At 30.7% G+C, this 13,777-nt stretch carries 11 protein-coding genes; 1 reads left to right on the top strand and 10 read right to left on the bottom strand.

What is annotated here, in order from left to right:
- Positions 1–6: 6 nt before the first annotated feature.
- The 9 genes from recA to GUI12_01300 all read right to left on the bottom strand — a co-directional run bounded on the left by recA (position 7) and on the right by GUI12_01300 (position 8,779).
- On the bottom strand, positions 7–1,071 hold the full coding sequence (gene recA / locus GUI12_01340; GenBank protein ID UAT43436.1) for a recombinase RecA: 1,065 nt from the start codon (positions 1,069–1,071) through the stop codon (positions 7–9).
- A 119-nt stretch (positions 1,072–1,190) separates the two neighbouring features.
- Positions 1,191–2,174, bottom strand: coding sequence for a pyruvate dehydrogenase (acetyl-transferring) E1 component subunit alpha (gene pdhA, locus GUI12_01335; protein ID UAT42799.1), 984 nt, complete (start codon positions 2,172–2,174; stop codon positions 1,191–1,193).
- A gap of 125 nt (positions 2,175–2,299) precedes the next feature.
- Positions 2,300–3,001 carry a hypothetical protein gene (locus GUI12_01330; protein UAT42798.1) on the bottom strand — a complete coding sequence of 234 codons (702 nt, stop codon included), beginning with the start codon at positions 2,999–3,001 and terminating at the stop codon, positions 2,300–2,302.
- Positions 3,002–3,004: 3 nt separating this feature from the next.
- Positions 3,005–3,292, bottom strand: coding sequence for a DUF721 domain-containing protein (locus GUI12_01325; GenBank protein UAT42797.1), 288 nt, complete (start codon positions 3,290–3,292; stop codon positions 3,005–3,007).
- A 27-nt stretch (positions 3,293–3,319) separates the two neighbouring features.
- Complete coding sequence (locus GUI12_01320) at positions 3,320–3,787, bottom strand: RNA pyrophosphohydrolase (GenBank protein UAT42796.1); 468 nt, start codon at positions 3,785–3,787, stop codon at positions 3,320–3,322.
- Between the two features lie 52 nt (positions 3,788–3,839).
- Positions 3,840–4,151: a hypothetical protein gene (locus tag GUI12_01315; protein ID UAT42795.1), complete on the bottom strand. Its 312-nt coding sequence runs from the start codon at positions 4,149–4,151 to the stop codon at positions 3,840–3,842.
- A complete protein-coding gene (gene carA / locus GUI12_01310) occupies positions 4,132–5,271 on the bottom strand; it encodes a glutamine-hydrolyzing carbamoyl-phosphate synthase small subunit (GenBank protein ID UAT42794.1) in 1,140 nt (379 codons plus the stop codon). Before carA ends, GUI12_01315 begins: the two co-directional genes overlap by 20 nt.
- Positions 5,268–5,549: a hypothetical protein gene (locus GUI12_01305; GenBank protein ID UAT42793.1), complete on the bottom strand. Its 282-nt coding sequence runs from the start codon at positions 5,547–5,549 to the stop codon at positions 5,268–5,270. The genes carA and GUI12_01305 overlap by 4 nt, the downstream gene beginning before the upstream one ends.
- Positions 5,550–5,620: 71 nt before the next feature.
- Positions 5,621–8,779 (bottom strand): UvrD-helicase domain-containing protein, encoded by a 3,159-nt coding sequence (locus tag GUI12_01300; protein ID UAT42792.1) that lies wholly within the window; start codon positions 8,777–8,779, stop codon positions 5,621–5,623.
- A gap of 270 nt (positions 8,780–9,049) precedes the next feature.
- Here GUI12_01300 and hemC point away from each other — a divergent pair, with 270 nt between their 5' ends.
- Positions 9,050–9,940, top strand: a complete 891-nt coding sequence (gene hemC / locus GUI12_01295; protein ID UAT42791.1) for a hydroxymethylbilane synthase — start codon at positions 9,050–9,052, stop codon at positions 9,938–9,940.
- 69 nt (positions 9,941–10,009) lie between these two features.
- Here hemC and GUI12_01290 read toward each other — a convergent pair whose 3' ends face one another.
- Positions 10,010–13,753, bottom strand: coding sequence for a hypothetical protein (locus tag GUI12_01290; protein ID UAT42790.1), 3,744 nt, complete (start codon positions 13,751–13,753; stop codon positions 10,010–10,012).
- Positions 13,754–13,777 lie beyond the last annotated feature (24 nt).

Raw genomic sequence — 13,777 nt, 5'->3', positions numbered from 1 at the left:
AATAACCTAATATATTCCGTCTTTAATTAACATTTCTCCTTCTTTATGAGTGTTATCATCTGCCCTTACAGTATCGGCATTATCCGCTTTATGAAGCAATTTATTTCTTACTTTCTGTTCAATATCTAAAGCTATATCTTTATTTTCTGATAAAAATTTCTTCACATTTTCTCTTCCCTGCCCTAGCTTTATATCTCCAAAGGAATAATAAGCCCCGGATTTATTTATCAGATCATGTTTAACTGCAATATCTAATATCTCTCCCTCACGAGATATACCTTGTCCAAATATTATATCAAACTCAACTTGCTTAAATGGAGGTGCGACCTTGTTTTTTACAACTTTAACTTTTACTTGATTTCCTACTGCTTCATCTTTATCTTTAATAGTGCTTATTCTTCTTATATCAAGACGTATCGAAGAATAAAATTTAAGAGCATTTCCACCTGTTGTGGTTTCTGGATTCCCAAACATAACGCCTATTTTCATACGTATTTGATTGATAAAAATCACAGTACATTTAGATTTAGAAACAGATCCTGTGATTTTTCGCAGAGCCTGACTTAACAATCTAGCTTGCAAACCCATATGAGAATCTCCCATTTCACCTTCAATTTCTGCTCTAGGTGTTAATGCAGCTACTGAATCAACAACAATCATATCAACTGCTCCAGAGCGCACTAAAATATCTACTGTATCCAGTGCTTGTTCTCCTGTATCAGGCTGTGAAACAATCAATTTCTCAGTTTGTACACCAAGCTTGTTAGCATAAACAGAATCCAATGCATGTTCTGCATCTATAAAAGCACAAGTTCCACCTTTTTTATGAACTTCTGCAATCGCATGTAATGCTAGGGTAGTTTTACCTGAAGATTCTGGGCCAAATATTTCGATAATCCTACCCAAGGGAAAACCTCCTATACCCAAAGCCACATCTAGTGAAAGAGACCCCGTTGAAACAGATTCCATATCTATTGGGTCTTGGTCTAGTCTCATTATAGAACCTTTTCCAAACATCTTCTCTATTTGCTTTTGCGCTAAATTCAAAGCTTGTTCTCTATCTTGTTGCATTATCATACTCGAATAAAAATTCACGATATAATTTCATGGTAATATACTATCACAAAATTACAACACACAACAATTATTTCATTATACGAAAATAGTATAAACTATAGTAGAGCGAAACCTTATATCTCCATTTCAGGATTACAATAGACATCCTCAGTTAAAGATTCTACAGAAGCTTCTGGTGCTTCTTCTGCTTTCTTCATGCTTTCAGCAACTTGTTTATTAATATCACTTTTAATGATCTTTACCTTATCAGCATCACAGATCTTATTTTCCAGCAAATAATTCTCCAACAGTATCATAGGATCTATTTTTCTCATTTCTTTTACCTCATCCTTAGATCTATATTTCGCAGGATCAGACATTGAATGCCCTCTATACCTATAAGTTTTAAATTCAACTATTATCGGCCCCTTATTCATGGCATGTTCTTTAGCTTCTGATAATGCATCTAAAGAATTAAACAAATCCATCTGATCAACTTTTATTCCAGGAATTTCAAATGATGCTCCTCTATTAAATAGATCTTCTGTTGGAGATACTCTATTTATCTTTGTTCCCATACCATACATATTATTTTCAATAACATATATAACCGGTAAATTCCATATAGCAGCCATATTAAATGATTCATACACCTGCCCTTGATTCATACCACCATCTCCAACGCAACTAAAACATACACCTCCATTTCCTTTGTATTTATTAGCAAATGCAATTCCAGTTCCAAGTGATATTTGTGAACCTACAATTCCATGCCCACCATAAAAATTATTCTCAGGAGCAAACATGTGCATGGAACCACCCTTCCCCTTTGAAATACCATCTTTTTTGCCTAATAATTCAGCAAATATTATATATGGATCAGCACCACAAGCAATCATCATACCGTGACACCTATAACCTGTGATAAGATAATCAAATTCTCCTTTTAAATACTCTATTGCAATACCAATAGCTTCTTGACCATCATATAAATGACAAAACCCCCCTATTTTTCCTTGAAGATAAGCATCTGCTATTTTTGCTTCAGATGACCTAATCAGCACCATATCATGATACATCTGTAACAATTTCTCATCACTTATTTTAAGCTTATTCATAAAGAACTATCTCCAAAGTTTAAAAAATTAGAATAATATAGCACATATTGCACCTTCAATAAAAGTAAACAATTATGGCAAACTATTATGATATTATGTATCCAAAAGGTTAAGAATAATACTATTCATCCTTCTGTAATGAGTTGTTTTAAAGAGTTAACAGATTTTTCCTTAGCAATCAAAACTTTTTTTCTGCCTAAAACAGATGCAATTCCCCTACTCATTACATAATATCTTATATCTTCCATAAGATTCTCTAATTTATATTTATCTATTAAGGAATTCAAAACCACAGCTGAGCGCTTAGACATAATAACAATCCCTGTAATTGATTGTTTTTTAATTAACGAAAGAACTTCTTCTGAAAAATCACTCTCTGCATCCATACGATAACAAGACACTTCTGTAAAATTAGAAAAGCCAGATTGCAATAATTCATCTTTAATATTTTTGGAAATATGTACAGCTCGCAAATATACTAATTCGCATGAATGATCAACATTTTTCTTAATAAACTGTATAAGAGAATTTACATCATTAGCAGCATGTTCTATTTTTCGAAAACCATTATCCATACCAAAGTGATAAGAATCAGAACCTACAGCAATAATTCTAGTATTAAGAAAATCATATTCAGAAGACAATAATATCTCAAAAATCCTAGGACTAGTGCAAATGATAGTTTTATCCAATATATAAGATAAATCAGGGTCTAAAGTTTGATATTTAAGAAGCGGATAACTTAATACTCCAGTTCCTATATTCGCAGATAATATCTTGGAAGTTAATGATTTTGCTCCGATCCCTTCACTAGTAATTAAAAGCACTTTCTAAATAATCCTAATCTGTGAAATAAAGCAAAATTTAAAATGATTATTAATCATCTTTATCATATCATCGGTCATATAACTTAATCTTAGTCTTATTGAACTAATATCTTGAGATTTAACATATAAAACAGCTTTTTCATCGTCAGAAAAAACAATTTTATGTGGCTGGCAAAGATTTGACAAAGACTCTCCAACAATATCATTCCAGTTGTAGAATAATTCAGAATTATATTTTCCAAAAGATACTTCAACGGTGGAAAGAACATTTTGCAGACATTTTTGAAACATCTTCATAATATACGGTTATCAGATCTATTATAGATAAACACTAAATTCTTGTAATACTTCTTCATAAACAACACGTTTAAATGCAGTTGATATATCATTCACTTTCAAATGATGCACCCAACACCAAGCACGAAATTCTCTAGGTTCACGCATTATGTTGATATCTTCATCTCTTCCTAAAAATTTAAATAACAACCAATTTTGTTCTTGACCAATATATTTATCTCGATCTATAAACTTCTTTCTGCTAATGCTGTCTTTAGGTATCTCATAACGAAAAGATCTATCACTACAAGCTATTAATTGAACTTTATCCCTTTCCAAGCCTACTTCTTCAGAAATTTCACGAAACGCAGCTTCTTCTAGAGTCTCTCCAGATTCAACTCCACCCTGAGGCATTTGCCAAATATTTTTGTGATCTATACGCTGCCCCACAAACACATAATTATCTTTATTAAACAAAACGATCCCAACATTTTTCCGATATATACCCATAAGGACAATCTACAGCACACATAAAGAACAATACAATCTGTTTCTTGCTAAACTATGAGCAACACTCAACAATAGCACCATTTTCAAAACAAGTTATAGGGGTCTTATTCAACTTAATAAGATACTGATTAGAACTTCCCCAAGTTGCAATACAATTCTTTAGCAGTGCTTTTGCTAAATCTTCAATGTAGTCAAAATGATTGTCTACAATAAATTTCCTAGTACAAGAGACTACATTATCATAGTCAATAATATCACTAGTATCAACTTCAATATGAACTAATAATTTACGATGTATGACCTTTTCCCAATCATATATTCCCAATTTTGCATAACATATAAAATCATCGATTATTAATTTCATCCTTTAATTGTTCAAATAAAAACAGTACATCGTATGTTCCAGGATTAGCTTCAGGATGATATTGAACAGAAAATATTCTACCATCTCTACTTCGTATACCTTCAATGCTGTTATCAATCAAAGAAGAATGCGTAATCTCTATTTGGGAATCATCTAATCCTTCTGATAATATAGCAAATCCATGATTTTGACTGGTTATAAAAGATCTATTGCTATTTAAACACACAACAGGGTGGTTAGAACCCCTATGCCCTACAAACATCTTTTCACACTTTGCACCATATCTAATACCGATGATTTGGTGCCCTAAACATATACCAAATATCACCCATCTTTCATCATCGATAATTTTACAAAGATCATCTTGCAGATTTTCAAATGTTTTGGAAGGGTCTCCTGGGCCATTACTTAAAACAATTCCATCAAATTTATCTTCGAGTAAAGTTTCATATAATCCTTCTTTCGATGGAAAAACATGAACATTCGCAAAGTCACGTAAACTACGTACTATGCCATCCTTAGCGCCAAAATCAATAACCGCAATACGAATCTGACTATTACTATCGTATGATTCATAAGTTTCAACATGATCAGATGTACATTCCGCAGCCATATCAAAACCTGTTACATTACCATAATCCATAATCGATTTTTGAGCATCTGTAACAGTTGTGTTATATGCTTTCTCACCCATAGCAACAAAAACACTGGAAGCAGGGTTACTTCTGATATACCTAACTAATCTTCTAGTATTTGCTCCAACTAAAACAGCAATCTTTTTTTCAGATAAAAACTTTACCATACTAGTATAACTTTGATAATGAAAACCCGTAAAAGGTTCATTATCTAAAACAACACACTTGATGAAGGGTAATCTAGATTCATTATCAAGATAATTAATCCCGATATTACCAATATGTGAAGTAGAAAAGACCAGAATCTGATTTGCAAAAGAAGGATCTGTAATACTATGTTGATAACCAGACATCCCAGTAGTAAAGCACAATTCCCCTATTATGGACTCTGTAAAACCTTCTAAAGCAAAACACTCTTCTCTAGAGCCATCAGAGAATTGTATAAAAGAATCGACAAATTGGTTATTACAGGCACTGTAAATCACTCACTACCTTCTTTGTTTTCATCACTAGAATCTAACAAATCAAACATGCTCTTCTCTCCCCATTTTTTCCTAAATTGAGAAATTTTATCAGTTTCTTCGACCTTCCCAACAGCACCAGTCCAAGCAACGTGATTTGTGGGATCCACAGCCATTTTGACAATCTTATCTTTTTCACGCAAACCCTTTCCATCAAGGGTGTAAATATCTAAATATATAGACTGCCCATTACTTAATTGAAACTCAACTGGATTAGGAGTAGGATGAATGCCCTTTTTCATTATTTAATAACCTTAAGAAGAACTTTATTATGTTGTAATATTACACTTTAAGCACTAAATTATCAACATCTTCAATTCCCACAATTAGTCTTATAAATTTCCTCAAAAAACCCATAATCAAACCAAAATATATAGGCAATAATATTGTAATCGCTATATATGTTTCTTAAGATATTCACATATCCAATAGCTTGTTGATAATAGTCAGAAGAACGCACATAATGCCCTGTTTTCAACTCTAGAATAGAAATAAGTTTTCTCGTTTTATCAATATAAAACCTATCTATACGCTTTATATTGTTATTGGCATCTATAAATTCAATCTCAGAAAATTCCTCTCCCGAAAAATTCTCCTTACATAATCTAACAGACAGCTTAATTTTATAAGTTAGATAAGACAAATCATCTTTTAATAAACAGGAGCCAATATGCTGATTCAACATATTTTTTATCCAAGCATCTTGTTTATCAAAATTAATATACATAACATGTTCAAATAGCATATGAATAAATTTCCCACGATCAGAAGCAATGTTTATTTTAGATTTTTGCCTATCTTCTGTTTCATTAATTGGGTTAAATTTAAGCTCTATTAATCTACCTTTATCAATTGTTTTCTTCTGTACTAATATATCTCCAGAGACAAATTTATCCCCATATTGTATAGAAAAATTATTTTCAGCACATGATAAAGCATAGTTATGCTTATTATTAAAATAATGACACAATTTTTCTTTATTATCATACAATATAGAACAGAGCGATTCATTTTGCTTGGATGAAGCTTTTTCACTGCTCCAGAAAAACAAATTTAAAATTGACTCCGCCCTAGTAAGAGCAACATATATACAACGCAAATACTCTCCATATAGTTCTTTTTCTAAAATTTGTTTCTGTTGATATATAAAACGAAAAATAGGTAAAGTTTCATCATCATCAGATAAGAAACCTCCCCAACCGTCATTGCTATGCAAAAAAATATTATTATTTTGAGAAATTAACGTACTCCCTAAAGGATTAACATCATAAGAATCTTTATCCGCAAAAATTATAATTGGCGCTTGCAAACCCTTTGCATTATGTACTGTTCTTAATCTTATAGCACTATGTTTTGTGTTATTGTATTCAATGTTAAAACTAAGAGAAGGCAATATATTCAAAAGAGTAGTGAAATCAGATATTTCTCTAATTTGAGATAAAAAAGAATCAATAATATTGCTACTCCCGAATCCAAAGAAATCATCTATAGCGTTTAACATTTCTATATTGAATATCCTTTTCAAGATGAAAAATACTGATTCATCTCTACTGTATAGCCAGGAAGAAAGGATTGTATAATTTTCAGCGTAATGAGAGTTAATAGTGTATAAAATACCTTTTTCCACACTGATTTTAGCATTGCATATTTTAAAGATATCTTCTTCTGAAAGACAAAAAGGAGGGAATCTCAATAACGAAATTAGAATACTATGATCATTAGGTGATAATAAGAATTTTGCTATAAGTGAAACCCACTTAATAACGATGTTATTGCTATCTATTTTATCAACTGAATAAGGTAATTTGGCACAATTTAACAAATGAGTCAAATAGCGATAAAAGTTTGAAACTCTTTTTCTAACTAAGATCATGATATCGCTTAAATCTACTTTCTGATCTACATAACTCAGTATTTTATCTACAACATTTTTTGCTGTCTGATACTCCGAACTATCTTGATATCCAAGCAATAAAGATCTTATAAAATCATCTTCTAGAACATCTTTTTTCTTAGGAAAATAGATGTTTATTTCCCCATATTTATCATGAACTGCATAGTGTTTAATATCAACATCTGTATCATTATTTAAGTGCTTATGTAAATTATCATTGGAATTTATCAATGTGTCTAAAAAATCCAAAACAAGTCGAGAAGATCGATATGAATTCTGAGATTGAGCATAATGAATATTTTTGTTCAAAGTATTTAAATATTGAGTAAATTGTATACGGCTTTTTATAAAATACTCTGGCTTAGAACCCTGAAAATTATAAATAGATTGTTTAATATCGCCAACAACAAAAATTGTATTATCTCTATGCTGAGATAATATATCCCAAGCGATTTTGCGTATTATTTCCCACTGCAAAAAAGAATTATCTTGTGATTCATCAATCAAGACATGTTCCACATTACCGTATAAGGCAAAAATTATACCACTTCGTTCATGATCTTTTGTATATAACAAGAAGAAATATAATATCTCATCATAAGTTATCTTACCGCCCTTTAGCCAAAAATAATGACGGGAAACCTTACATATCAATTCTATCAATTCTTGTGTATCAGATATTATACTTCTTTCAAATTCAGCATTTTTTTTCTTCTGTAATAATTGCTGAATATCAAAAATCAATTGCAAACAAATCTCTGGTAATTTATCTTTTTTTTTGATCATCTTCTTTCTTGGTGATAGTGTCTTGGTTAAAAATATCTCAGATAAATCACTTTTTGATGCTTTTAATTTGTTATAAAATTTTTGTAAAGATTCTGTAGGTTCATAGGAATTTATATATAATTCCAGATTTTGAGTTAACAAATCCACAGCCCCAGATATCTCATTGTCTATTTCAGATAAATCTGTTGTTTCAAATTGATACAAATCGCATAAAGAAGAGTAGAAGAAATCTGTAATTGCCTTGGAATCTTGAAAATTTGTAATATGAAAATTACAAAATAGATCATCGAATATCTTTAATAATCTAGAAAAGTCCAACTTCAATATTTCATTTTTTTCACTTGATAATACTGAAATTAATGAGCGCTTATATAAAAAATCTTTATTTTCCGTAAGAATTTGAAAATTCCCTAACAGATTTTCATCACGCAACAAGGAAATACAAAAGGAATGTATTGTATGTATATTGACGTAGCTTCGAAAACTATTATGTAGAATCCGAGCATTGTTTAAAACGTTATTATGAGGAAAATAACCAATAATATTCTTACATTCTAAATTTAGATCTTCATCTGATAAAGAAGCTAAATTAGTTAGTTTTTGACTTATCCTGCTAAACATTTCTTCTCTAGCAGCATTTGTAAAAGTAAGACACAATATATTGCGCTTTCCCATCAATAACATTTTTATTATACGAAACGTCAACAAATGGGTCTTACCACTTCCAGCATTTGCATCTATCCAAACAGAATTTTGAATATCCAAAGCGTATGAATCAATATTTTTTGACATTCACATAAAATAAAAAATCAACAAATCATATTATACTTTAACAAATAGTTCCGCATCTGTAATAAAAGAAATTTTTATGTTAACATCCTGCATAGAGGGTTTTATTTTTGATTGCTCAGGTTATCTAACAAAGTTCAGAGGGCAGATATTGAAATTGAAGAGGTATCTCTAGTGTTGTTATTTTTAATACAAAGCTTGTTTTTCTGCTTCATAAAGCCAATTAATTCTTTTAATTATGCCAAGAAATAGTTTATAGCGATATCAATAAATATGGAATGTATTAAAATTGGGTCGAGAAGTAGTACACTTGCGATTAAACAGGCAGAAATAGCAAAAAATATGCTTGAATCACTGGGACATAAGTGTGATATCATAGGGATCAAAACTTCCGGCGATAGAATCAGGTCGAAAATTAGCGAATACGGAGGGAAAGCTCTGTTTGTAAAAAAAATCGAAGAAAAATTATTAAACAAAACAATACATCTGGCAGTACATTCTCTAAAAGATATTCCAGCATTTATTGATGATAGATTATCTATACCCTGTACTCTAAAAAGAAATTTTCCTAATGATGTTTTAATATCCAAAAAATTTAGCTCTATAAATGAATTAAAACATAATGCAATAATAGGCACCTCTTCTTATCGTAGGCAAACTTTTTTAGAAGATAAGTGTAAATTCATTAATATAAGAGGTAACATTGATTCTAGGATAGAAAAAACCCTTTTATTAGATGGAATAATATTAGCACAAGCTGGAATTGAAAGAATAAATATTAAAAATCATATTCGTGATAATTTGAAAATGAAAATGTCGCAAATAAATACTGCCCAATTTATTCCATCACCTGGTCAAGGCACAATAGCTTTGCAGTGTAGGAAGGATGATGATTATATAATGAATATTATTAGTCAGATATCTGATAAAGAAACGATGTTGTGCAGCATTGCAGAAAGAGCATTTATGAAGTATCTTAATGCAGACTGTACTGTTCCAATGGCTGCGTATGCATTTATTGAATCAGATAAAATAGTATTTAATTCTATGCTAAGAACAAAAAAAGGAATATTTTATAACAAGACAACAGATAAAATTGAAAGAGCAAAAGAAATAGGAACAGAAAATGCAAAAAAATTATGCCTAAATTCAGATTATAAATAGACAATCAATGCAGCATCTATTTAGTGCTGCATGATTCCATGATTCAATAATTCGATATTTACTACTGACCTAAAACATTATTAATCTGCCTGGCTCTTCTTCTTGATTGGATGTGTCATCAACACCTGTACCATCTAACCACATTTGTGCTAATGCTCCAACACCCTGTGCCATTGCTCCAAAAAGACCGCTACTTGGACTTTGATTATCATCTCTTGGCGCAGCACTACTTAATGTCATATCATTAGGTGATAGATCAGATTCGTCATGATAATAGCTATTATAAGCAACCTCAATCGCAACACATTGTTCAAGACAGTAGCTTCTTTTCGTATCTTCATGTTTTTCTACTTTGCTATCTTGTATCACACCAGCTATATTTGCACATATATTGCCAGCCAATCCTGATCTTATAGATGTAAGCAAAATTAATTTAGGTAATAAGCTTCCTAAAGGAATATTTTTACTCAATGCAGTTGAAGACACTGCTATTACTAAAGCAAGCATCTGTGAACATGCATTCTGCAAAGATTTCAAATCTTCTGTTTCAGAATGACCATCTATTACTTGTAATGTACTAATCTCCGACTTTAACATATTAGAATTTAAAAATTCTAATACAAAAGGAGCAATTTGAACTGCTGGCATTTTGTTGGTACCGATCATAGTAAGTAATGCAGGAGCAGTATTCCTTATGATGTCTAAAGTAATTGTTGGTCCGTTCACTAATGATTTGATAGCAGAAGCATTTCCTACAATATAACGAAAAACATCACCATATATCTCTTTAAGTGTCTTTGCAACATCTCCTGCTATCGTCAAATTATTTTGTTGCTCTGATCCTTGAGTTATCAAACCAAGAGATTGACAATAATCTTTCATCATCGTATTCATAAAACTAGGATTATTTTTCGAAGTAATTTGGTTAAGAGCTATCATTTCAATTTCAGGATTATATATGTTATATACTTCTAAGGCAATTAACATACGAAAAAGATGTCTACGAGATTCAAAATTAAAAGGATTTTTTATCTTTTCAATTAAAATTTCTTTATATGCTTTTTTGATTTCATCTGACTCTCGAAACCCTGTTAAAGAATTAAATTCGCTTATCTTTCCCATTTTGTTAAAGTTAAATTGTATCCAGTTATTAAACCCTGGAGTTTCATGCCTTTTTATCATATCTTTTATTTTCTCAATCCATCCTTGGTCTAATTGTTGATAAAAATTATTTTCTAATTTCTTAAATGATCTATTATCTTCCACTGCAAGCATTTGATTCAATAACACCTCATTGTCTACAGATAAAGTAGATTCATCAAGCAAAAATAAAAAGAATAATATGTCTTCAATATTACCATCCTTCTTCTTTGAATGTAAAAATAAAGCTTGCGTCGTAATTTGTTTTCGTATCTGGTCAAATGCTTCGCTATCTAAAGCACCTGTAGAATCACCTTCAGAATGACCAATTTTTGGTAAACTATTACGTATACAATGCATTAAATCGACATCTGCATTCCGGGCATATCTCATAAAATAATGCAATAAAATCTCAGCTTTATAACAATCTAATGCTACTTCTTCTGTGCTTTCCTCTCTATCAATTGTAGCTCTCATTTCCTCTAATTCTTTCAAAGCAGAATGTACTATAAAGTCATCTGTTAATTTTGACTCTCCAGAAAATTGTAGATGTAGATCACGCATTATCATATTTGCTGTGACATTTTCATTGTCAGCATAATATATATTGAAAATACTATCATCTATTAGACCTTTCTGTAGTAAAAATCTACAAAATTCCCTTTCATAATAATCTGTACTTGAATTTAATAATTCAAAAAATTCTAATTTTAAGGTAATAATTTTAAAATCATCAGTAAAGCCATGATTTTGAGTAAACATTTGCACTACATTTTCTATAGTAAAAGCAGGTTGTGTCGATTTATTTTTTACATTAAGTAAATAGATAACACGCTTAAGAGTACAAATATCACTTATAGAAAGTTCTATTTCCCCCCCTGCTTGTACCATGCAACTGTATAAATCATCTATTTTATGGTCTGAAAAAAAATTTTTTAAGCCCTCTTCTCCTTTAGCCACAAAAATACACAGTATGTTTGATTCAGATAGAATTGCGTTATTAACACAGAAATCAATAAGTTTTTGCAATTCTACATCTTTGATATCGAAAAATTCTACTAAATTCCGTAGTTTAGGTTCTTTTACATTGATAGTCTCATTATCAGGTTCCATAGGTGTCACCATCTCTTCTTGAGCAACAAATTTCGCTAAATTATTACCAACAGCAGGATAAAGAAACATATGATGTTTCATAAAATGTCTGATATTGTCAATATCACCTATACCATTAAGTCTACAAATATTTTCAAATTCTTTATCTAATAATTGCTTTTTAGCAATAATTCTCTTGTCATGTTTGATAATATTTAAGAAATTTTTCACAACTTCAATACCATGATATTTAAACATATCAAGAATATTTTCAGTTGTTATTGATGTGTTATTTACTCTATTAGTAGCAGAACATTTTACAACTTCTAAATCTCTTTTTTTGACAACAGTCATCATAGGAGAAGGCGCGACAACCTTTTTTTCTCTACTATCATCTTTATTCATATATTGATGATCAGCATGCAATACAAGTTTCAGCAAGAGAGCAATTTCTCTATCTTCAGCAGGAAGTTGAATTAATATTTTATTCCATTTATCTTCTGCGTCATTTATCTCACTTGTAGTACATTTATTGTTTCTCTCATTAGAAGTTTGCTTTATTTTGTCTACACTTTTGTCATCTATAATTTCTCTCTTTTGCAAGAGTTCGATGTAATTATTCAACACACCCATAACAGTTTCTTTGTGTCCATCCAAACTTGTGCCTTTACATTCTAAAGTTGCAGATAAAAGATAGCTAAATTCATCAAAATCGGATACTTTAAAAATATCACTTGATCTTGTTATTTTGAGCATTACATTGTACAAAGTTTGCATTGTAGTATGCAGAACAAATATTATAGGAACAGTAACTAACATCAAACATTGAGAAGCCCAATTTAGCACTGCTAATCCTATTTTTAAAGTGAATATCAATAAGTTGTCACCATTATATGCAGAACTTAATAAGCCATGTATATGTGTGCGATTTAACAACATACTCAGTACAAATTTTTCTGTTGCACTAACAAAATAAGAATCTCGGTTGTGTTTCTCATCAATTGCACGCAATTCTTCTGAATAAGATTGTATACTTGACATAAAATTGTTGCCAAAATCTGATATAAAAATATTGAACATCGCATAAATAGAGCGCCGATAATAACCTCCACTGCTATTAACATTCGTCCCAATATTTACCCATTGAGTATGATCATTTTCGCTGTCACTATCAATAATAGTATCATTTCTTTCTATTTGTGTTGATGCATTATTATTTTCCGAACGAGTCAAAAACGATTTGAAAGAATTAAGCAAACCTACCATCTTATAAGGGATAGTAATACCTGCAATTAATGCAACAGCTAATGCCTGTGTTATCAAGCCTATTATAGAGTTAATAGCAACATTAATTGTTGCAAATGTTAAGATACGAATATATCTCAACAAACCCAATTGATTTATATTACTGCCGCGTAGCCCAGTATGTACTACAATATTTCGAGATAAATAATGTGCCAAATTTCTATTATCTGTTGTGTGATGTAAAAAATTGAATATATGGCTATACATCAGATCTAGTATTCTCGTACCTACAAGATCTAATGTGATGTCTTTGTGTGTTGTGTTTTCTGTTGTCATTTTGTCTTAAACTAATGATTTTTT

Source organism: Anaplasmataceae bacterium AB001_6 (assembly GCA_020002265.1).
Lineage (GTDB): Bacteria > Pseudomonadota > Alphaproteobacteria > Rickettsiales > Anaplasmataceae > AB001-6.
This window is presented reverse-complemented; position numbering and strand designations above follow the sequence as displayed.

Coding starts and splice junctions, on each gene's coding strand:
- recA (UAT43436.1), bottom strand. CDS start 1,071: ATGCAACAAGATAGAGAACAAGCTTTGAATTTAGCGCAAAAGCAAATA.
- pdhA (UAT42799.1), bottom strand. CDS start 2,174: ATGAATAAGCTTAAAATAAGTGATGAGAAATTGTTACAGATGTATCAT.
- GUI12_01325 (UAT42797.1), bottom strand. CDS start 3,292: ATGTTTCAAAAATGTCTGCAAAATGTTCTTTCCACCGTTGAAGTATCT.
- GUI12_01320 (UAT42796.1), bottom strand. CDS start 3,787: ATGGGTATATATCGGAAAAATGTTGGGATCGTTTTGTTTAATAAAGAT.
- GUI12_01315 (UAT42795.1), bottom strand. CDS start 4,151: ATGAAATTAATAATCGATGATTTTATATGTTATGCAAAATTGGGAATA.
- GUI12_01305 (UAT42793.1), bottom strand. CDS start 5,549: ATGAAAAAGGGCATTCATCCTACTCCTAATCCAGTTGAGTTTCAATTA.
- GUI12_01300 (UAT42792.1), bottom strand. CDS start 8,779: ATGTCAAAAAATATTGATTCATACGCTTTGGATATTCAAAATTCTGTT.
- hemC (UAT42791.1), top strand. CDS start 9,050: ATGGAATGTATTAAAATTGGGTCGAGAAGTAGTACACTTGCGATTAAA.
- GUI12_01290 (UAT42790.1), bottom strand. CDS start 13,753: ATGACAACAGAAAACACAACACACAAAGACATCACATTAGATCTTGTA.